General features: G+C 45.0%; 22 protein-coding genes. 5 read left to right on the top strand and 17 right to left on the bottom strand.

The window, feature by feature from the left end; translation table 11 throughout:
• Positions 1-332: 332 nt before the first annotated feature.
• Positions 333-734 (top strand): hypothetical protein, encoded by a 402-nt coding sequence (locus tag MKY41_RS03315; protein WP_340743688.1) that lies wholly within the window; start codon positions 333-335, stop codon positions 732-734.
• 844 nt (positions 735-1578) lie between these two features.
• A complete protein-coding gene (locus MKY41_RS03310; RefSeq protein WP_340743687.1) occupies positions 1579-4677 on the top strand; it encodes a hybrid sensor histidine kinase/response regulator in 3099 nt (1032 codons plus the stop codon).
• A gap of 639 nt (positions 4678-5316) precedes the next feature.
• On the opposite strand, the gene MKY41_RS03305 is transcribed toward MKY41_RS03310, so the two are convergent.
• Together MKY41_RS03305 and MKY41_RS03300 are read right to left on the bottom strand one after the other, a co-directional pair.
• Positions 5317-5979 carry a hypothetical protein gene (locus MKY41_RS03305; protein ID WP_340743686.1) on the bottom strand — a complete coding sequence of 221 codons (663 nt, stop codon included), beginning with the start codon at positions 5977-5979 and terminating at the stop codon, positions 5317-5319.
• A gap of 59 nt (positions 5980-6038) precedes the next feature.
• Positions 6039-7511 (bottom strand): BCCT family transporter, encoded by a 1473-nt coding sequence (locus tag MKY41_RS03300; RefSeq protein WP_340743685.1) that lies wholly within the window; start codon positions 7509-7511, stop codon positions 6039-6041.
• A 285-nt stretch (positions 7512-7796) separates the two neighbouring features.
• Between MKY41_RS03300 and MKY41_RS03295 the strand changes: the two genes are divergently transcribed.
• Positions 7797-8039 carry a hypothetical protein gene (locus MKY41_RS03295; protein ID WP_340743684.1) on the top strand — a complete coding sequence of 81 codons (243 nt, stop codon included), beginning with the start codon at positions 7797-7799 and terminating at the stop codon, positions 8037-8039.
• Between the two features lie 99 nt (positions 8040-8138).
• On the opposite strand, the gene MKY41_RS03290 is transcribed toward MKY41_RS03295, so the two are convergent.
• The 5 genes from MKY41_RS03290 to MKY41_RS03270 form a co-directional block, all read right to left on the bottom strand.
• Positions 8139-9050, bottom strand: coding sequence for a sensor histidine kinase (locus MKY41_RS03290; RefSeq protein WP_340743683.1), 912 nt, complete (start codon positions 9048-9050; stop codon positions 8139-8141).
• A gap of 16 nt (positions 9051-9066) precedes the next feature.
• Positions 9067-9402 carry a hypothetical protein gene (locus tag MKY41_RS03285; protein ID WP_340743682.1) on the bottom strand — a complete coding sequence of 112 codons (336 nt, stop codon included), beginning with the start codon at positions 9400-9402 and terminating at the stop codon, positions 9067-9069.
• Positions 9402-9815, bottom strand: a complete 414-nt coding sequence (locus MKY41_RS03280; RefSeq protein WP_340743681.1) for a hypothetical protein — start codon at positions 9813-9815, stop codon at positions 9402-9404. The genes MKY41_RS03285 and MKY41_RS03280 overlap by 1 nt, the downstream gene beginning before the upstream one ends.
• Complete coding sequence (locus MKY41_RS03275) at positions 9812-10726, bottom strand: ABC transporter ATP-binding protein (RefSeq protein WP_340743680.1); 915 nt, start codon at positions 10724-10726, stop codon at positions 9812-9814. The genes MKY41_RS03280 and MKY41_RS03275 overlap by 4 nt, the downstream gene beginning before the upstream one ends.
• A gap of 97 nt (positions 10727-10823) precedes the next feature.
• A complete protein-coding gene (locus tag MKY41_RS03270) occupies positions 10824-11504 on the bottom strand; it encodes a response regulator transcription factor (RefSeq protein ID WP_340743679.1) in 681 nt (226 codons plus the stop codon).
• Positions 11505-11719: 215 nt separating this feature from the next.
• Between MKY41_RS03270 and MKY41_RS03265 the strand changes: the two genes are divergently transcribed.
• Positions 11720-12214: a YehS family protein gene (locus MKY41_RS03265; protein ID WP_340743678.1), complete on the top strand. Its 495-nt coding sequence runs from the start codon at positions 11720-11722 to the stop codon at positions 12212-12214.
• A gap of 203 nt (positions 12215-12417) precedes the next feature.
• Here the strand turns inward: MKY41_RS03265 and MKY41_RS03260 are convergent, their stop codons facing one another.
• The 6 genes from MKY41_RS03260 to MKY41_RS03235 form a co-directional block, all read right to left on the bottom strand.
• Positions 12418-13101 (bottom strand): DUF4145 domain-containing protein, encoded by a 684-nt coding sequence (locus tag MKY41_RS03260; protein WP_340743677.1) that lies wholly within the window; start codon positions 13099-13101, stop codon positions 12418-12420.
• Positions 13102-13160: 59 nt separating this feature from the next.
• Positions 13161-13943 carry a hypothetical protein gene (locus MKY41_RS03255; protein ID WP_340743676.1) on the bottom strand — a complete coding sequence of 261 codons (783 nt, stop codon included), beginning with the start codon at positions 13941-13943 and terminating at the stop codon, positions 13161-13163.
• Positions 13944-14202: 259 nt separating this feature from the next.
• On the bottom strand, positions 14203-14331 hold the full coding sequence (locus MKY41_RS03250; protein ID WP_340743675.1) for a hypothetical protein: 129 nt from the start codon (positions 14329-14331) through the stop codon (positions 14203-14205).
• Between the two features lie 30 nt (positions 14332-14361).
• A complete protein-coding gene (locus tag MKY41_RS03245) occupies positions 14362-15045 on the bottom strand; it encodes a plasmid pRiA4b ORF-3 family protein (RefSeq protein ID WP_340743674.1) in 684 nt (227 codons plus the stop codon).
• Between the two features lie 110 nt (positions 15046-15155).
• A complete protein-coding gene (locus tag MKY41_RS03240; RefSeq protein ID WP_340743673.1) occupies positions 15156-15497 on the bottom strand; it encodes a DUF6933 domain-containing protein in 342 nt (113 codons plus the stop codon).
• 90 nt (positions 15498-15587) lie between these two features.
• On the bottom strand, positions 15588-15776 hold the full coding sequence (locus MKY41_RS03235; protein ID WP_340743672.1) for a hypothetical protein: 189 nt from the start codon (positions 15774-15776) through the stop codon (positions 15588-15590).
• Between the two features lie 157 nt (positions 15777-15933).
• On the opposite strand from MKY41_RS03235, the gene MKY41_RS03230 reads away from it, so the two are divergent.
• Positions 15934-16809 (top strand): AraC family transcriptional regulator, encoded by an 876-nt coding sequence (locus MKY41_RS03230; protein ID WP_340743671.1) that lies wholly within the window; start codon positions 15934-15936, stop codon positions 16807-16809.
• A 34-nt stretch (positions 16810-16843) separates the two neighbouring features.
• Here the strand turns inward: MKY41_RS03230 and MKY41_RS03225 are convergent, their stop codons facing one another.
• The 4 genes from MKY41_RS03225 to MKY41_RS03210 form a co-directional block, all read right to left on the bottom strand.
• Positions 16844-17560 carry a sulfite exporter TauE/SafE family protein gene (locus MKY41_RS03225; RefSeq protein WP_340743670.1) on the bottom strand — a complete coding sequence of 239 codons (717 nt, stop codon included), beginning with the start codon at positions 17558-17560 and terminating at the stop codon, positions 16844-16846.
• A gap of 99 nt (positions 17561-17659) precedes the next feature.
• The gene (locus tag MKY41_RS03220) at positions 17660-17989 is read right to left on the bottom strand and encodes a YjcQ family protein (protein WP_340743669.1); all 330 of its coding nucleotides are present in this window, start codon (positions 17987-17989) and stop codon (positions 17660-17662) included.
• A gap of 98 nt (positions 17990-18087) precedes the next feature.
• Positions 18088-18501: a universal stress protein gene (locus MKY41_RS03215; protein WP_340743668.1), complete on the bottom strand. Its 414-nt coding sequence runs from the start codon at positions 18499-18501 to the stop codon at positions 18088-18090.
• 13 nt (positions 18502-18514) lie between these two features.
• Positions 18515-19924, bottom strand: coding sequence for a SulP family inorganic anion transporter (locus tag MKY41_RS03210; protein ID WP_340743667.1), 1410 nt, complete (start codon positions 19922-19924; stop codon positions 18515-18517).
• Positions 19925-20374 lie beyond the last annotated feature (450 nt).

Raw genomic sequence — 20374 nt, 5'->3', positions numbered from 1 at the left:
CCGTATACAAATCCAACAACCAATCAATCTTTTCCTAGATCTCCTAAAGTTCAGCGACCTTTTGGAAGGAAGCACGCGAAACCACCTCCCCAGCTCATAATGATAAATCTCCCGCTGCAACTCCACTAGTTGCTGACGAAAAACCTCGCACCCTGAGCCCCTGGCGGCCGCTCCTCCACGTTCCTGTTCAGAAGCATCTACCAACAGGCACATCGCCTTTCTAATTTTCGCAGCCCTTCATATTCACATCAGGTAAACTTGTCCTAGTCTCCTACACGAATCTACCACAATAGGCATATACTGAGTCATCGAGACGACGTGGAGGTTCTCCTATGTATTATTCTTCTTTTCCCTACGGCTTCCATCCACGGCTGCAAGCGTTCATGCCGGTCCATCCAGGTTATTTGGCGATGCCTTCCCCTACACCGCAAAACGGAAGAAGCCCCTTCCCCGAAGTGGATACTCGGAAATTCAATGCTTCAGCAACACGGTTTAAGGAAGTGATGAATCAAGCAAATCGATTCATCAATACGCTGACGGCTTCTGATGACTTTGCCCATCGGCTCATGAACGCGGCGCAACAATCCAACCATGGAGAAGTCGAACAACTCATCCGCTCGACAGGTGTTACCATCACATACAATCTCAAATACACGCCTGACGGCATACGGATCGACTTCTCAAACAGCGATGCCGAAAACAGCTGCTGCACATTACGTATGGCGCTGAGATAATCCGGTGGAAGCTTCATTATTGTTATGAGATTATACCGATTTTTTTCTAGGATGACGCACTAAATAGATTTCTATCGCTTCTTCTATGACTCGAAAAAACACTTTGTATGTGGCTATCAATACCATCCTTAGTCAACTTGCTCCTCATAAAAATAAACTGGCTGTCCAGGAAGATAAATAGTGTCTGATTTTGAAAATATATTTGAATTGTATCTTTAAGATACGGAGCAATTTCAGGTAATTCTAACGATTCTCTCCAGCTATCCAATACCAATAACTAACAAGTGCGGGTATTCAGGTGCCCTGCGCGAGGAAAGCTTAAACATACACGTTTGATTAAATAAACATGAATTTAACTCACACAGGCACTGTTGGTCTACGCGCCCTCTTGAAAATAGATAGGTTGAAATAAATAACAAGATGCAATACAATATAGGCAATTGGAATACCTCTGCTCCAAATGAATAAACAAAAAAGGACCTTCCCAATGCTAGTAACATCAGGCGGTCTGTAACAGCAGGTTCCCTTCAAGGGGGCATCAAAAGGTGAAATAATCCATCCAGCCACTCAAGGATGGATTATTTTTTATCGTGGACGACAATATGAGGACCGTAGAATGCGGGTTATGCAATTGTTGCGGCAGGATGTTGCATTCCTTAGACTGCCTTCCTTAATACCCCCAATGTAACATGAACATTAGCGCCTCAGCTACTGGCATACGACCACCTCCTGGTCTACAGGACGTATTAAAAGTGCCAGGCACCCGAACAATTCAGAATTCAATGAAAACCTAACACTCTATAAGGGAGGAGGGGTTTGCGGAAATGAATCTGCGAATACATATATGAAGAAACGATATATTTTGTTGATAATAGGATTATTTTTGCTTATTTTATCATGTTCTCGCATGCTGTGGATGGGTGCGTTTTATAATCTCTCAACTACACAAATAAAAGAAGGCCAATTGGATTTACGTAATTGGGATGCACAAGACGACGAAGTTCTGCTGCTGGATGGAGATTGGGAGTTTTACCCGTCGCACTTGTTGATGGATCCGGAGCGGCAGTCAATTACAGACGCTTATCCCAAAAAACTTGTTCAAGTTCCAGGCAAGTGGAACGAGGATTTTCAAGACGGCGAGTCCACTCCATATGGCTATGGCTCCTACCGGCTGCGCTTACACGTAAATCCAGATAAGAATATTAATTATAGTTTATATGTACCAAGCGTTCGAAGCGCCTCCGAGTTGTACGTCAATGGAAGGTTAATTGCAGAGTCTGGACAAGTAGGAAAAACGGAAGACGAATACAAGGCAAAAAACCTGCCCTATTCAACATCCTTCACTCCAGATGAGAATGGCGTAATAGAAATTGTCATTCAAGTGGCAAACTTTAAAGATGTTCGTCGCAGCGGCATCATTCGTTCGGTTAAATTCGGTTCGGAAGCAACGTTATCTAAAGAAAGAAGCCTGTCCTTATCCTTACAACTAGTGACATCCATCATATTCTTAATCCATTCCATCTATGCCCTAATCCTATATTTCTTAGGAAATCGCGAGAAAAAGCTTGTCTATTTTTCTCTGCTTTTATTTTCCATAACGTTCATGAATTTAATTAGTAATGATGAAAAAATATTCCACTTGCTATTTGATGTTGGTTATGAGTGGGACTTTCGCATAGCCAACGCACTCATCCCGATTGCTTGCCTTGCTTTGTTGCAGTCCATGGGTCAACGTAGCCTTCCATATTGGGGTGTGATGAATCCGGTTTACTCAAGTATCACCATCGGGTTGTCCATCGTTACGCTTTTTTTATCTCCGAGTCAAATTATCACCTTGTTTCCTGTTTATTATTTGTTGGCGGGACTCGCAATTGCTAGTGCGGTTATTACAATCTTTAAAAAGATTTATAGAAATATCTCTGAAAATCTTCTATTGCTGCTTTCCTTGATAGCAGCCGCCCACCATTTTGTTTGGGTAATCTATTGGAGAGAAGTAGGCGTAAGTGCTGTTCATTACCCATTCGATTTGATTATTTCAATCGGTTGCTTTGCAACGATCTGGTTTAAAGATTATTTTACAATGTATGCAGAAACGGCAAAACTCGCATTGAAATTACAGAAAATGAATGAACATAAGGATCAGTTCTTAGCAAATACGTCCCATGAATTTAAAAATCCGCTTCACGGCATCATTAACATGTCACAATCCGTATTAATGAGGGAAAGAGAGCTATTAAAGACTAAAAGTGTCCATGAGCTAGAGACGATATTGACAGTCGGCCGGAGGATGTCCCTGCTATTAAATGATTTACTCGATGTGGAGAGCCTTCGGGAAGGTCATCCACGCCTTCAAACAAAAACGATTGCGATCCAACCCATCGTAACCGGAGTGATGGATATGTTGCAATTCCTCGTTGAAGGGAAACCGATTAAGATTGTGAATGAAATCCCCAAAGACTTCCCGCCTGTCATTGCAGACGAAAATCGAGTCATTCAAATTATGTATAACTTGCTTCACAATGCGATCAAGTACACGCTTGAAGGCGAAATCCGCATTCAAGCCAAGGTGCAAGTTGATCGTGCTTTTATTTCCATTTCCGACACGGGAATAGGAATAGAAGAAAATTTTCTCCAGCACTTGTTCCATCCGTATGAGCAAGCAGCCGACATAGCAACTAACGAAGGTGGACTTGGATTAGGATTGAATATCAGCAAACAATTGGTTGAATTGCATGGTGGGGAACTACAAGTATCCACATCATTTGGAAAAGGATCCGCGTTCACCTTTTCACTAAAATTGGCCCAATTGAATACAGAGGACGCTACGTCCACAAAAGCTCAGCATCACGTATCGTTAGAAGGACCTACCAATCACTTGATGAAACCTTCCATCCACATAAAGGATACGGAAATGTTGTCAATCGCAAATCAATCGACTTGCATGGAAAAACAATCTATGAAACTGCCTATATTAATAGTCGATGATGACCCAATCAACTTGCAAGTACTTCAATCGATTTTGTCGATTGACCAATATGAGATCACAACTGCGACGAGCGGTCGGGAAGCGTTAGAGCATTTGATGAAAAAAGAGTGGAACTTAGTCATCTCGGATGTCATGATGCCGAACATGTCCGGGTATGAGTTGACCCAGATCATTCGCAAACGCTACTCTCTGACAGAACTCCCAGTTTTACTGCTCACTGCAAGAAGTGACCCAAAAGATATACAAACAGGTTTTTCAGCAGGGGCGAACGACTACGTGACGAAACCTGTTGATATGGTGGAATTAAGGTCCAGAGTACAGGCGCTCACAACGATTAAAAAAGTGATGCGCGAACAATTACAATTGGAGGCGGCTTGGCTGCAATCACAAATCCAGCCTCATTTTTTATTCAACACATTAAACTCTATCATCGCTTTAAGCGAACTCGACTTGAATAAAATGAATCATTTGTTAGTGGAACTAAGCGAATTTTTAAGAAACAAATTTCAATATCAACCTATAGATGGTCTGATTCCAATCGAAGAGGAACTGAGTCTTTCAAGATCTTATCTGAACATCGAACAAGTCCGTTTTGGAGAACGATTGAAAGTCGTTTGGGAGTTGGATGAATGCAAGGACCTTAAGATTCCATTCCTAACAATCCAGCCGTTAGTTGAAAATGCCGTTAGACACGGAGTGATAAAGCGTATCGACGGAGGGACAGTGGTCATTAGAGTTGCTGTCCAAGATGATGAAGTGGAGATTTCTGTTAAAGATGACGGAGTCGGGATGAATGAAGATCAAGTACAAAGCCTATTGAAAAGAAAAGAAGGAAGCCGAACGGGGATCGGTTTGATTAATTCAAATCAGCGGCTGATGCGACAATTCGGTACAGGCCTTCAAATTACAAGCAATCCAAATCAAGGAACAACCGTATCTTTTGTAGTTAAAGTATAATGTTCTGACGTTTATGGGAAATCAGCCTTTTGCTATTGAGCATAGGCTGATTTTCTTGTTGCTTAGGAAATTATAAAATACGGGGATGTGGATACCCTTCAAAACTGATTTTTTTCGTCCACCTCCGGGCGCTGTTCTAAATACAGACTATTGAAGGTGTCTTAATTTCTGCAAAGTTCGCAGAAATTAAGACACCTTTAGGACGTGGTGCACTTAGGTTGCCTTCACAGGGAAATGGCCGACCACCCTTGAGTCACCTATTCCATTACTCTTTCATTATAAAACACATACGTTCAGATCATAGGGATTTGTGAAGTTATAAAAGCGTCAAGCGGACATACAATTCCGAATTCAATGAGGACCTGGCAACCTAAATCAATCTATTTTTATTCTCAAACACTTCCCTTTTCATATTAGGGCATATCACGTATATTCTATAAGAAAAAGCTTCCACGAGAAAAGTATAATCCGGTGGAAGCTTCATTATTTGTATGAGATCATACTTATAAAAATGCCAGGTTCCCAAACAATTTAGAATTAAATGAAACCCTGGTACCTACAAAAAGGAGCCAAACTTAAAACGCTGTGATTGGCTCCCCTTCGATGAATTCTCTTGTCGTCATTTAGTTATTCAATATGTTACAAAGGCACGTGTGCAATTAAGCTCCATGAATCACTGTTCGTCAATTTATCCACATGGACTTCCATATCCCCTCCTAAATAGACCGTCTCTCCTCGAATCGCTACGACCATTGCCTGAATGACGGGGTCGCTATTATTTTTTTGAAAAACATCGCCTATTTTAGGGATGTAGATTGGACGCGACTCGAGTTCTGTCCTTTTCGCTTCGTTTCCGTCCGAGGTTACGGCATCCGGATCGGCCAGATCAATGATTGTGGCCCCCTCTTCCAGGCCTGGTACCATTACCCAGTACTCGCTATGTTTGATGCCATTTGATTTATTGCTAATCACTCCATACGCTTCTATGGAAGAAACGATTTCAATGGCGTGAAGATGGTGATGGTCGAGAGAATCAGGCTTAGGATTAATGATCAATATATAATCACCGACTTTGGCCTTTACTTCTTTATGAAGCGTATAACGTTGATAATTGAACTGAAAACTATCTAAATGCTTTGGTTTGTACAATGTAATTTCTTTCGCAGTTACGAGTTCCTGTTCCAAATCTTCGAGTCGAATCAGATGAACAGACTTCTTAAAAAAAGGTTTTACAGAGTACACTTTGTGCAGCTTATTACGATAATAGACAAATTGTCCTTTTCTAACATTCAACAGATTCACTACGATCCCGCCTTATAATTTTTTTTCTTGTTGTCATCTTTCATACCCATGTTATCTCATCACTCTTTTTGCTGGATGACCTTATAAAAGGATACGACCATGAAAACGACAATAAGGGAGAGTGGCAACGCCGATATGATAAGCATGTTTTGAAAGCCTTTAATGCCGCCGGAATACAGGACAATGGCGGCCATCGCCGCTAAGGCAAGTCCCCACACAATTTTCACAACGTTGGAAGGATTCAATTGTCCACCCGTACTGAACATGCCAAGTACAAATGTTGCAGAATCCGCAGACGTTATAAAAAATATCGCAATGACAAATATGGTAATGAAGGACAGGACGGTTCCAAGTGGATAATGCTCATACATGCCGAATGTCACCGTTTCTGTAACCAATGCGGACAGCTTGGCAAGCCCATTTTGCTCTAAGTATAATGCTGATCCGCCAAACACAGCAAAGAAGATGAATGTGACAAGGGTTGGGGCAAGTAGTACGCCCGCAACAAACTCTCTAATTGTCCGGCCTTTGGAAACACGCGCGATGAACATCCCTACAAATGGCGCCCACGAAATCCACCATGCCCAATAAAATATCGTCCAATCATTGATCCATTGGCGCTGTTCTTCATTCAACGGTTTCAGTTCAAAACTCATCTCAATGAAATTCCCTGCATATTTACCAATGGAAGTTGTAAAAAGGTTTAAAATGTACATGGACGGACCAACAATAAACAAGAGAATTAACAGGATAAATGCTACTACAATATTGATGGTGCTTAAGTATTTTATGCCCCTTCCAATCCCAGACCATGCGGATAAAATAAATAATATCGTCGCGATCACTAGAATGATCATTTGAAACCAGAATGTTTTAGGAGCGTCAAACAAATACGTCAAGCCGCTATTTATTTGCGCTGATCCGAATCCAAGCGTGGATGCAACACCCACGACAGTCGCAAAGATCGCCAGCGTATCCACAATATGCCCCACTGTACCTCGCATGATTTTCTTGCCAAATAACGGCTCAAGCGTAGCGCTGATCAATCCAGGAGCGCCCACGCGAAATTTAAAGTAAGCCAGTACCAGTGCTACAATGCTATATAGCCCCCAGCCATGAAGGCCCCAGTGGAACATCGCATACTGTAGAGATTCGATAATTGCCTGATCAGATCCTGGCGTTGCATTCGGCGAATTGATGAAAGCATGTGAAATGGTTTCTGCTGTTGTAAAGAACATGAGCCCGATGCCCATACCCGCGCTGAACAACATGGCAAACCAGGCAAGCAAACTAAAATCAGGCGTATCATTTTCCTTTCCTAATTTCACCTTGCCAAAACGAGAAAACATCATATATATACAAAAGCCGATCATCGCAACAATTACAAAAATGTAAAACCATCCAAAATGATCATAAATAAATGATGTCGCTACTACAGTCAAATCGTTTAACTGATCTGGGGCAAGAGAACCCCATAGTACAATCGCTATACAAATTACGACTGCGTACCAAAATACCCTAGTGATATGCAAAAAAATTCCCCTTTCCAACTATTCCTGCTTTCAAGTTCCTCGGTTTCCATTTAGTTTACCGGTCGATGATTGTGGTTACCTAGTTAGCAGTTAATATTACCCGTTCGAACGGCAGTCTAAACACATTGCCGTTTGCCTATGTGAAATAACAACGTTTTATTTTAATAAACCGATTTGTTTCATGCACGGGCAGATGAAACAAGAGACTACAAAATAAGTAAAATAGGTTACTTGGCAAACGCAAAGCGCCAGACACCCGTTTGAACAGGTGTCTGGCGCTTTTCAATGCTTCCGGTCAATGATCATAACCCGGAAATGCGTATACGTTCACAATCGAGCCGACGATCCGGATTTTTACTTGCAGGCCATTCCACGCAAAAGATTCACAGTAACCAGTTTCTCCCTCAGCATAATCCCGTTCAACCAACTGTTGCGTTAACTGCACAACTGTTCGTTTATACCATCATCACCGCCATCGTCCTTTTCATCATCTGGACGTTATATAAAGAGAGAAAGAAAAAGCGGTAAACCCGGTGCGATGGCCATCGGCACAAGCGGCAACGTATAGCCAAAGATGAAATCATTTTCTGAAGTCGGCTTAAGGTTCCAGTGGAATTCCGCTGTCTTCTACGATCCCCATTTTCTGAATGAAACCTCCAAGGTGAATGTATCGCCATCCACGTCAGCAACCGCCTGCCCGCCTAAATTCCCGATGAGCTGCCGGACGATATGCAAGCCGAGTCCGAGCTGCCCGTCCGCTCGGCTGCCATCCATCCTGAACGTCCTGTCGAAAATCCGTTCGACCTGCGCAGCATCGATGGATTCGAAATCATTTGTCACGTGCAGGCGGATATAGCCCCCTTCTTCCGTCAGTCGGATCGTCACCGTGCTTTTACTGTAGGAGAGGGCATTCTGGATGATATTGGCGACGATCCGGCTCACGGCTTTTTGATCCGCCAAAATGGGAGGAACCGTGCTTTCCTCGAAATGAACCTCTAATTGCTTCTTCTCAAACTCATCATAGAACGAGAGGAGGACATCGATGACGGTTTGATTCAAATCCACTTTCTCGATCAACATATGCTGGTCCGATGAATTCAGCTGCGACAATTCATAAAACAGGTCCACGATGTTAATCAAATGATCGATTTTCTTCTGGACAACCGCCAAGTATTCCTTCTTTTCACTTTCCGTCAAGGAAGGATCTGACAGCAGTTCCGAAAATCCTTTCATCGATGTCAAAGGCGTACGGAAGTCATGCGAAATGTTCGTGATCTCCTGTTTCAAATTTACTTCCCGGGCAATCCCCCGCTGCTGATCTTGTTTGAACACGGAGATAAGTTTGTTGATGTTGGCAGCGAATTTGGACAAGCTTCGGTTATGCGTGCTCGTCCGTACGATTTCATTCGTCCCGAAGTTTTCGATAATCCCGTCAAGCTGTTTCGTCATCATGCGGATGTCGTAGCGCAATAGCAGATAGGAGGCAAATAGGATGAGCAGGAGCCCTGTTAAGATTGCGATGATCAGCCAGCTGCCCATATGTTTTCATCCTTCCTCAGTCAATTGGTTTTTTCGAGAACTGCAGAATCCCAATGACGATCGCTGCTGCCGCCAACAACCCGCCCGTCAGATAGTACGGGAAGCCGATATGCGCCGTCTTATCTATGAATTCCATCAGATTCCGGCTCATGAGTGTATCGGGCGCATACTCATACAGCTTTTTAAAGAATGCAAACTTCTTCGATAACACCCATAGAAGGTTGCCGGCAAAGCCATATATGCCGAGCAGGATCACCAAAATATACACTTCACCTATCTTCAACAGCTTCAGCGTATGAATCAGCAGAAACGCGCTGAGAATGATCGGCACCATGTTCACCACAGCTGTCATCAGATTCTGACCGATCCGCTTTCAGTCGGCAGGACGGTTTCCCCAATGCCGATCAAGAGACAGAGACCGATAATGCTGAGGAGCAGGAAATAGCCGAAAGTGAGAATCAGTTTGGACCAGTATACCGTCATCCTCGTAATCCCGAACGAAATCGTGTTCTTCAGCACGGACGTATCTTTGCCGGTCAAGCTGATATTGACGATGAACGCTATCAAAATGATGAGCCCTGCACTGCCGAGCACATTCGAATAATAGAATGTGGACGTGGCGTAAGGGAAGGAAGGGTCAGACTTTCCGAAATAAGCGAGCACCGCTCCGGCCGCACTGATGAGCAGAAGGCAGACAAGACTCGTCAAATGTAATGATTTTTTCCACAGCAGCCTGTACTGTTCACTCTTCAAATAATTGATCATATCGCTGCACCCCCGACCAACTCTAAAAAGTATTCTTCCAAGTTCCGAGCCTCCGCGCGAAATTCCATGACAGTCACGCCGTTCATCGTAAACAAGCGGTTGATCTCCCCGCTGTTCTCAATGTGACCATGAATGGCGATCACTTGATTCGGCATCACCTTATAGGAAATCGCAGAATAGTTCTGTTCCAACAGGCGTACCGCTTTTGCCGCATCATCCACCGTCACGATCAGCTGTTTCCGGCTTTTCTCCTGCAGTGCCTCTTTCGTGATATCTTCCACAACTGCGCCGTCCTTCAGAAATACAAACCGGGTCGCCAATAAATGCAATTCGGTCAGAATATGGCTTGAAATGAATATCGTAATCTGCTTCTCTTCATTCAACCTGATCAGCAAGTTGCGGATTTCGCGAATGCCTTCCGCGTCCAGACCATTTATCGGCTCATCCAGCACTAAGCAGTCCGGACTGCTGAGCAGACAGAGGGCGAGGCCCAATCGCTGCTTCATCCCCATTGAATACTCTTTGAACCGCTTCCTCTTCTCATTGGCCAACCCGACGATCGCCAACACCTCGGCAATTCGGTTCTTTTCCACGATGCCCCGCTGAAGTGCATAGTATTTCAAATTCTGCTCGGCTGTGAAGTCGGCAAAGAAAGCTGGCGTCTCAATCAAGAACCCCATGCGCTGCCTCGCATCCGCCATGTCCTGTCCAATCTTCCCGAATAACCGGATTTCGCCCGACGTCGGGATCAGCTGGCCCGACAGCATTTTAAAGATCGTCGATTTCCCTGCCCCGTTCTGGCCGATCAGTGCACAAATCTCTCCCTTATACAACGTGAAGTCGAGCGGTTTGATCACATTCGTCCCTTTGAAACTTTTCGTCAGCTGCGCTGTTCGAATGACCGTCTCCATATGAGTAACCCCTTTTCAAAAGTAGTTGGTACCTATATGGTAGCGCAGACCCCTTTAACATCCTGTAAGCAAATCATAAAGAATTCTTAAAGATGCCCTACACGAGCATGAAGCCGACGCCCCAAACGGTTTTTATGTATTCCTCGGAAGTGTGTTCGGCCATTTTCCGGCGCAGGTTCGAAATATGCACGCTGATCGTGTTGTCGTCGCCATAATACGTGTCTTTCCAAATGCTTTCATAGATCTCCCTTTTCGAAAAGGCGCGCTCCGGCTGACGCATTAATAAAAACAGGATGTCAAACTCGGCATTCGTCATTTGCAGCAGGCGGCCCGACAGGCAAACGGACCTCTTTTCCGTATGCAGCTGCAAGTCCCGCCATACGAGTTCCACCGACTTTTGTGATGACGGACCTGCTTTCCTCAACTGCACTTCCACCCTCGCCGCCACTTCTTGCTGATGGAACGGCTTCGTAATATAATCGTCCGCACCGATCTTCAGGACGCTTACTTTATCATCCACATCCGTTTTCGCCGAAATGACGATAATCGGAATCGCACTCTCCTTGCGAATCTCCCCAATCAGCTCCTCGCCGCTTTTGCCCGGAAGCATTAAATCCAACAAAATCAGATCGAACCGGTCCATCTGCAGCTGCAGCAGCCCTTCCGTCCCTGAATACGCCTGCACAGTTTCAACCGGCTTATCCGTCAGCATGATCCGCAGCAGCTTATTGATCTCCGGATCATCTTCGATAATTAAAATCCTCTTTTTTTCCTCCATCATTTTCACCTGTCTATTCTGCGTACTGTTTATTAAGTATACATAAATTCTATCGATCTTACAGATTCGTAGATAATTATCACGATACGCATCCTTTAAAACCAATACCAATCGGATTCAATGCGCAGCTATTCATGATATAGTACCTAAAAGAGAACGGACTCATCAGTATTGAGTTATGTTGTACTAAAATACGCTACAGAGGAGGTCTTCAAATGAATAATAACGATCGATTGATTCGATTACGCTATGCTTTGGATTTCACGAACACTGAGATGGTGGTCATTTTTAAACTCGGCGGCATTGAAGTGACAAAAGAAGAGGTACCGCAACTGTTGACAAAGTCGACTGAGGACAATGAAGATGAAGTGCAAATGAAGTGTACGAATCGAATGCTGGATGCGTTTTTAAATGGCTTGATTATCTATAAAAGAGGAAAACAGGATCCGAAGCCGGGTCAACCTGAAGGTCCAGCAGCAACTGACTTAACGAATGATAATGTCAATAACATCCTACTGAAGAAAGTGAAAATAGCGCTCGCGTTAACAAGTGAGGATATGCTCGAAATTCTTGAAGAGGCAGGGGTCACCATCTCAAAAGGCGAGCTAAGCGCTGTACTGAGAAGAGAAGGGCATAAGAATTATAAACCGTGCCTGGATCGATACGCCAGGAACTTTTTAAAAGGATTAGCTATCAAATATAGAGCTTAATGCGGTTGCAATTGCTTAAAGACGCCAGGATCTATTAGTGAAGGGTGCCAGGTTCAATGAGAGCCCAGTACTGTTTCCCCGGTGTGCTGTTCTATCAGTGCTTTCCGTACGGTTTCTTCTTGAATAAATTGGCACAGCTCCTCGAAAAATTGCTCATCGTTCGCTTCTTTGAAACGCTTTACATGTTTATGGAGGCCTTCTAATTAATAAGGTAGCTCACTCATGAGACGCGCCTGTTGCTCGCCATTTAATCGGATTAAGAATGTTACTGATTTCGGAAAACGCTGGGGTAATAGAAAGGCATCCCGCAAAAAATAAGGAACGCTAACACAACGGTCTCTGTAACAGATTTCACGCACCGTGTCCGAAGGCATGCTTGGACGGCTTCCCGCATTTCCTTTCTTTCCTAAGCGCTCCATTAGTTCCTGAATGTGCTGAATAATGGCGGCAGTCTCTTCCTCTTTCTGCGGAGGTGCCGGCTCAACATTAGACGGCATATTGATATTAGGTGAGGCGTATGTCTCGATATACCAGGCTAGTATCAAATGTTGGTATTCCCAGCAGGTCAGCGCTTCGAGAATTAGCATTTTCCGGGTCCCATCATGACTTGCAATATTGCCATTCCTACGGACAAATTGAAATGCCTGATCTGCGGATGGTGTCAAAATTCCTTCCGCTTTCAACTTCATTAGCAGTTCCGCGAAGTTAAGCTCTCTACTTTCAATGTTCTCCATTTCTGCTACATGCCCTGCCAACGTTTCAGCCATTGTTCTCGTCGTCTGCATCGCCGCGCGAGGTGAACTGAATATCAATCTTTCAATATCTGCTGTTAATTCAGCTAAATCCGCGTGGATATTGAGTAAAACCTCATATAATCTTCCTGTCATTTTTTCACCTCGTAAGTTGTTGTTTGCAGTATTTGATTCGGCCCGAATCATTGAGCGGGTTACTGACTTAGCTCCTCAACTTGGTAGGTTGCTCTGATCTTCTCAATTAAATAAGGAATCTTCTCTTTATATTTTTCCTTGTTTGCCAGACGCAGCGAGTACTCCAGCTTCTTCAAATAATACATCGCTTCCTTTGGCAGATTCTCAATGGAAAGCCCCGCCTCCGCTAGGGCTCTATTCATTTCAACTTCGGAGGAATAGAGCGACAGTTCTTCCAACACCTCGCCCGTCCATTTATAGGCCCGCACTTCAAAATCATAATCCTTATAGTGGCCATGGATGAACTGTCCTAATTCATCCATATAATCCGCCTTATATTCTGTTGCATTCGGCTCTTCCCAAAATCGGCTTTTCGGCTCATCCTGGTATTTCAACATCAACTTTGCTGTCGCATCCACGCTGCTTCTTTTGGTCAACGCAACTATTATTTCAATGTTCGAATCAATCGCCTTGGCTGTACGGAGATCAGCCAGACTAGGGTCCGCCCAATTATCGAACATCTCTTCATATGGATGACTATGGTAATAGGCAACCACTTCACTCATGGAAACTAGTTTTTTGGCGTCCGCTATAACGCCATTCACCTCTTCATTCGCCTGAACGGACGTGGATGTCTTTTTTACAACATTCCCGACGGGAAACGTATACTCTCCCGTAAAGTTCTCTCCGATGTCTCCAAATACAATTCCAAAGCATTCTTTTTGTTTCTTGCTTTTATGATAATGGCCAATGCTATCCAGCAGCATCGTGGAAAGTGCGTTGTTAACCAATTCTAAATACATGTTTGCTCCTCCTGCGGGCTAGTAGATTTCATTTAGCTTGTCAAATTCCCATAAATTTTTAATATGTAATTTCCAACGGTGAATGTGCACGGCATATTTTCGAAAAATCAATCAAAAAGATAAAATACGATAAAAAGTAAATAATGCGAGATATCAAGTTATCATGTAAGTTTTTGAAGGTGCACTAAATTTGCTGAACCATACCCCGCACAGTAATCCGCATCTTCCCTCAGGCTGATTCTTTTAAGTTTCCAATCAATCATTGCTCATATTTTCCTTTTGCCTTCATCAGTTCTTGGACATTCACCTTCAAAATGTCATCGACAAACAATTGTTGCGCTATGCCATCGGACGTGAATGATGCCAGTGCTCTCGCTAGCTTTACCAAAGGTGCAAAATTCCTTGTGAGAAAGTTTTTTCACATCTTCCCCAACCGATAATTCACCCAGTCCCCATCAAATCCACGATACAACTGCCCCGCCGCCCATTGTTTCATCGAGTCATGTTCGGGATGTGACCGATCTTCCATGATGGCCAGGAACTCATGGAAGCCCAGTTCGCCTCCGCAATCTTCCGGCGGTGCATCGCCCTCGCCGTCCAAACAGACAGGTGATTTCACCGGCTCGTCTTTCAAGAATTTCTCTACAACGATTTCATGCACCCAATTGTCACCGAAATCGTACACGTATTTCAGTACAGTATACTTGGGAATTACATCGGACAAGACTGTCGTCTTTCCAATTGCCTGGTCCACTTCTTTTGAATCACTCATCAATTCTTGTGCCATGACAATGTTCAGTACTGGCCGGTAATCTCCCGTGACATGGTAAGGCGAGTGGTAAGGTTGCGGCTCTATCGTTTCGGTTTGATTGAACACATAGAACTCATGAAGATGACTGTTTTGCCAGCCGAACAGGATTTGGAGCACTTCATGGAATTCGGCAAATGACAAATCGAGCGGAACGAGTACACGCCGCCAGACCGAAAGGCCCTCAAAGGGCATGGACACCTTCATAACAGCGGCTTCCGAAGTGAAAATTTCACCCTCCGTCATCGCAGCCAAATCATTGTACAACTCCTCATACGGGTGGATTGTTCCCATCTTACCGCCACCCACCAACCACCGGCTCGCCCGCTTGGAAACTTCCGTATTCACGAGCGCCGCAGGATCCAAATCCCGCGAATCAAACCAAACATTGTCACATGCCTTGTTCAGTTGGGAACAAGCGAACGGTCCTTCGTTTTGTGAAATGAAACAGGGCCCGCTTCTTCAAGATAACGGTCGATCACCTCTTCACGAATCCGCTCCGCCCGCAGCGTCTTGCGAATCGCTTCCGGAATGACCTGTTCTAAGTTTTTGAATTCCTTCGCCTTCAAACCGTGCAGCACAATCACATATCGGTTGCTATCATTCATGAGCACCAACGTCTTTCGACGGTCAATCACTAGTAAATTGGCATGCCAAGCATAAAGCGGATTCCCCTCTTCCCCGTTGTCCGCAACCCCTTCAAACGGTATTACATCCAACAGCTTTTTTGTCCCCTGTATCTTCATGAATATCAGCGCCTTCCGTTTTTATGGAGTAGCAATTTATCTCCAATTCAATAGGGATATCAAAATACTTCCTGTAAAGTCTATTATACCCTACCCCTCCCCAACCTCCCCCTTAGTCAACCCAAAACAGCCGATAAACACAATGGCAAACAACAAAACCTTCCTCCACTCCAAGAAATCCGGCATCTCTTTCGTAATCACAAACTGAACAAGACTATGCACGCCCACTACCAACAAAGCCATAACCGAACTTCCGATAATCGCCGTCAACATCTTCATAACCGCGCTCCCCCTTTCAAACGTTCTTCCTTAACGATACCAATAGCCAACGTTTCACCTTTGATCCATCTTGCGATAGGCACGATCCAATTTCGCATGATTAATCAAATTACGTAGACTGCCGTACGTTATAATCATTTGCAAGGGGGTGAACGTTTTGGAAGATAGAGAAATCGTGCAGCGGGCAGTAGAATGGATTGAGGAAAATCTGCAGCGGGATATTCAACTAGCGGATGTGGCGCACTTTTCCGGTTACTCGAAGTTCCACTTCCACCGGATGTTTCAGTCCGTTTTGAATCGGAGCGTGGATCAATACATCCGGACCCGCCGACTTGCGGCAGCGGCGGTTTTGTTAATTCATTCGGACGAGCGGATTCTGGATATTGCCTTTCACACTTTATTCAACTCACAGGAGGCGTTCAGTCGAGCTTTTAAAAAGGTTTACCATTTGGCGCCGGGGGAATATCGACGGCTTATGAGGAGCGTCATTTTTAAACAAGAGGAGGAATTCAAGATGGGAGAAATGAAAGGCTGGTTTTTAAGCGGGAGCCATCCGCATAATTACCGGATGGGGATCGACCGGCAAGTCGTCCATACGGGGAACGCTTCAGGCTATCTCCATTCGCAGTTTGTCACGGAACAAGAGGAGTTTGCCACAATGATGCAGCAATTCAAGGCGGACCAGTACATCGGGAAGCGGTTGAAGCTTTCCTGTTTTCTTAAATGTGAAGACGTCGATACATTTGCAGGGGCTTGGATGCGCGTCGACAATCAATTGGGCGATGTGCTGCAGTTCGATAATATGAGCAATCGCCCTCTTCGCGGCACGCTCGACTGGAATTATTATTCCCTTGTGCTCGACGTCCCGGCCGGCAGCAAAATTATCTCATTCGGGGTGCTTTTGCAAGGGACGGGAAAGCTATGGGCGAACCAATTTCAATTCGAAGAAGTTCCCGATACCTTTCCGACTACCAATTTGGAAGTCATGCCGGAGCTGCTGGACGAACCGGTGAACCTGTCGTTTGACGAGTGAAAACACGGTGATGTATTTTACACAAGCACTCTGTTTAGAAGCTGGTCACCAACAAATAAGCCCCTGTAAACAGGAGGATCACATACGTAATAATCCGAAACAGTTCTTGACTAATCCACTTAAACAAAAACTGCCCAAGCAACATCCCGATAAAAAGTGAAGGTAACGCGATAAGAGAGGATGTCCAGGCCTCCAGGCTCGTGCCGCCGAACGAAATTTGCATCACCAAGCTGACGAAATAAACAACTAGATAAAAAGCCAGTGTCGTGCTGCGCAGTGTAACTTGATCTGTTCCGGTCCCGGAAAAATACAAAAGCAGAGGAGGGCCGGGCACTCCGATACTTGTCGTTAACAGTCCTGAGATACCTCCTGCCGCCAAGTCTCCCCTGCTAGTCCGATGGATTGTCAGTTTGAAAATGAGAGAGACAGTCAAAATGAGGATCAGCCCACCTACCGCCATCTTCAAAAATCGGATGTCCAAATAGAGATAAATAAGGAGCCCGAACACCAATCCAATAACACTGCCTTTAATCAATCTGCCAAACAAAGTTTTGTCCACTTCGTTTCCAATTTTAAACATCATGAAAGTGGAAAGGCAAAGTGAAAGGATAATATTAATCTGGATTGCGGTATGCGCCGGGTACATCAATAATAGAAAAGGTGTCCCGATAATAGAAAAACCATATCCGGTGCTTGTCTGCAACAAGGAAGCCACCAGCACAAGAACGATAAGGATCGTCCACTCTCCCAAAAATTTCACCTACCCTCTGTATTACGGATGGCCAGAGATGGTGCATCCTTTTTCAAATGCCACCGATACAACCCGCACTGTGTCGGTGGCATACTTTTCCTAATAGCCCGGTATCCAATCCCTAATTTCTTTCAATAAATCATACACCTTATTCGTCGGTCTATTATGTTCCAACAAGTATATTCCGGATAATGTGATCCTCGGGTTGATTGGATGGTAGGTGTTGTATCCTTTGTCCGCTTGGGGGACGGCATGGAAGCCCGTTATATAACCGCTATTAATCATCATCTCCAACACACGATTCAAACGAGGTTCACTTACGCCCAAAGAGTCAGGGTTAATTTTAGAGAAGTTGATCTGTTCATCGTCCAGAGATTCGTCCAAGTATTGTAATATTGCAAGGACGATGTCAAAAGTTTCATTGGCCATACGCTAGTGATCCCTCCAACTTTAGCATCTCTTTACAATATATTCATCAATTGAAAAGGACTCCCGCACAAGTTTGGGTGGCAGACATAAATAATCCCCTACTTTACCACTGTCACCGGACAATCCACATGTTTCATCACCTTATGGCTGACGCTCCCCAGCATCATTTCCTGGAATGTATTCAAGCCCCGGCTGCCGATGACGAGTTGATCGACCGCTTCGGCGTTCACGTATTTTATAATTTCCTGGCTCGGGTTCCCTTTGAGCACTGTCACCTTTGCCTTCACACCAGCACCGTTCGCCAGTTCCAGTACGGGATCCGTTTTTTGCTTTCGCTTCAGCAGAAGGCTTTCCTCACTTTGCGATAAGAGCCGTTCGTCTTTAGCTTTATTGAAATCCGCCACATAGATGACCTCCAACTGCGCCTCCGGGAAGTGCTGGGCGAGCGTAATGGCGTGCCGCGCAGCACGCAGCGCATTTTCCGAACCGTCGATGGCAACCGCAATCTTCATGTAGATTCCTCCCTCATCCTAACTTTTCGAATAATTGTTCACTGGAAGAATTCAGACCTCGGATCGTGACGATCACGCCTTCTTCCTCTAGCTTCTGTTTCACTTTACTGATCGCGCCGACGGAAGATTCATCCCATAGCTGGCTATCTCCGAAGTCGATCACAATCTCCTTTTCCTTCACGTCGCGAAATGCTTGGATGAATTTTGTCGTGGATGCGAAAAATAAAGGCCCTTTTATCTTGTAAACGCCCGCCTCATTCGTCACCGTCACCCGAGATATGTTGGCGACGAAAAATAGGGAACTCAAAATTACACCGACAACGACACCGATTGCCAAATTATGCGTATATAAAATGATTGCGACGGTGATCAGCATGACGAGTGATTCCGTCTTCGGCGCCTGTTTCAGGAACTTGAACGAACCCCAGTTGAACGTCGTCATCGCCACCATGACCATGACTCCTGCGAGGACGGGCATCGGAATTTTGACTACAACGTCGCCCAACACAATGATCAAGAACATGAGAAATACGCCCGCTGTCAACGTAGAAAGACGTCCGCGCCCCCCTGATTTGATATTAATCACCGATTGGCCGATCAACGCGCAACCTGCCATCCCGCCGAAAAAGCCCGTGATGAAGTTGGCGATTCCTTGCCCGCGCGCCTCCCGATTTTTATCGCTCGATGTATCCGTCATATCATCCAGCACTTGCGAAGTGAGCAGCGATTCCAATAGACCGACGATCGATAATGCCAACGAATACGGGAAGATGATTTTCAATGTTTCCCAATTTAACGGAATATCCGGAAGAAAAAATGTCGGCAACGAGCTCGGCATTTTCCCTAAATCACCGATTGTCTGCAGCGAGACACCGCTCATCAGCGCAATGGCCGTCATGACGACAATGGCAATCAGCGGCGCAGGAATCGCAGTGAAAAAGCGAGGTACCGCATAAACCAAAACCAATGTGGCAATCGCAAAAATATACGTCATCGCATCTGTTCCCCGCAAATACGGAAGCTGGGTGATGAAAATCATGATGCCGAGCGCATTCACGAATCCCAGCATGACGGAGTTGGGAATGAAACGCATCAAATTCGCAACCCCAAACGCCCCGAGGATCAATTGAATGATCCCGGTCAAAACTGTGGCCGCCAACACGTACTGCAAGCCATGGTCCGCCATTAAATTGACGAGTACCAAAGCCATCGCACCGGTTGCCGCTGAAATCAGCCCCGGACGGCCGCCGACAAACGAAGTGATAACCGCAATCGTGAACGACGCGTAGAGCGCGACACGCGGATCCACTCCGACAATGAACGCGAACGCCAGCGCTTCCGGGATGAGCGCCAGCCCTACGACAATTCCCGCCAACAAATCGGCCCGCACATTACCGAACCATTGTTGTTTCAAAGTATGCATATGTAGTTCTCCTCTTAGTAGCAATTGCGCTCATTATAACAGAAAGGTACCTGTCTCAGAAACATCCATGAAAGTTAAAATATATAGAACGAACAAATGACTTGTAATGGGCAGCTACAGTTGCTTGGAGTGGAAGGCGGCGACTCCAGCGAAGGCCGTCACGAAGAACGGCCTTTGTGTCAAAAAGCGTAGCGTTTGGCAACAAATCGAACCCTTCGCTGTTCGATTGATTGAAGCCGTGCCCGCGGAAAGCGTCCGCCTGCTCCTGTCGCTGTGCTTTCGTCGCAAACGAGATTTGGAACGGAAAGCAACGGTTGGTTGGTAATATCCACTTCTTTAGTTCGTTTTATATAGTTACATTTGTCGAACTAAATTTGATATCTGTACAGGCACCTGTTTTTAATTTGAATCAAACCAAAAGAGCATGCTTCATAAATAGGCATGCTCCTG

The organism is Sporosarcina sp. FSL W7-1349, from assembly GCF_038003045.1.
Classification (GTDB): domain Bacteria; phylum Bacillota; class Bacilli; order Bacillales_A; family Planococcaceae; genus Sporosarcina.
This window is presented reverse-complemented; position numbering and strand designations above follow the sequence as displayed.

Bases quoted from the DNA above. Each gene is read 5' to 3' on its own strand.
- MKY41_RS03290 (WP_340743683.1), bottom strand. From the start codon at position 9,050: ATGGGCAGCTGGCTGATCATCGCAATCTTAACAGGGCTCCTGCTCATC.
- MKY41_RS03210 (WP_340743667.1), bottom strand. From the start codon at position 19,924: ATGCATACTTTGAAACAACAATGGTTCGGTAATGTGCGGGCCGATTTG.
- MKY41_RS03285 (WP_340743682.1), bottom strand. From the start codon at position 9,402: ATGACAGCTGTGGTGAACATGGTGCCGATCATTCTCAGCGCGTTTCTG.
- MKY41_RS03220 (WP_340743669.1), bottom strand. From the start codon at position 17,989: ATGGCCAATGAAACTTTTGACATCGTCCTTGCAATATTACAATACTTG.
- MKY41_RS03245 (WP_340743674.1), bottom strand. From the start codon at position 15,045: ATGGGAACAATCCACCCGTATGAGGAGTTGTACAATGATTTGGCTGCG.
- MKY41_RS03315 (WP_340743688.1), top strand. From the start codon at position 333: ATGTATTATTCTTCTTTTCCCTACGGCTTCCATCCACGGCTGCAAGCG.
- MKY41_RS03215 (WP_340743668.1), bottom strand. From the start codon at position 18,501: ATGAAGATTGCGGTTGCCATCGACGGTTCGGAAAATGCGCTGCGTGCT.
- MKY41_RS03275 (WP_340743680.1), bottom strand. From the start codon at position 10,726: ATGGAGACGGTCATTCGAACAGCGCAGCTGACGAAAAGTTTCAAAGGG.
- MKY41_RS03255 (WP_340743676.1), bottom strand. From the start codon at position 13,943: ATGTATTTAGAATTGGTTAACAACGCACTTTCCACGATGCTGCTGGAT.
- MKY41_RS03240 (WP_340743673.1), bottom strand. From the start codon at position 15,497: ATGAAGATACAGGGGACAAAAAAGCTGTTGGATGTAATACCGTTTGAA.
- MKY41_RS03280 (WP_340743681.1), bottom strand. From the start codon at position 9,815: ATGATCAATTATTTGAAGAGTGAACAGTACAGGCTGCTGTGGAAAAAA.
- MKY41_RS03295 (WP_340743684.1), top strand. From the start codon at position 7,797: ATGCTTCCGGTCAATGATCATAACCCGGAAATGCGTATACGTTCACAA.
- MKY41_RS03310 (WP_340743687.1), top strand. From the start codon at position 1,579: ATGAAGAAACGATATATTTTGTTGATAATAGGATTATTTTTGCTTATT.
- MKY41_RS03265 (WP_340743678.1), top strand. From the start codon at position 11,720: ATGAATAATAACGATCGATTGATTCGATTACGCTATGCTTTGGATTTC.
- MKY41_RS03235 (WP_340743672.1), bottom strand. From the start codon at position 15,776: ATGAAGATGTTGACGGCGATTATCGGAAGTTCGGTTATGGCTTTGTTG.
- MKY41_RS03260 (WP_340743677.1), bottom strand. From the start codon at position 13,101: ATGACAGGAAGATTATATGAGGTTTTACTCAATATCCACGCGGATTTA.
- MKY41_RS03270 (WP_340743679.1), bottom strand. From the start codon at position 11,504: ATGGAGGAAAAAAAGAGGATTTTAATTATCGAAGATGATCCGGAGATC.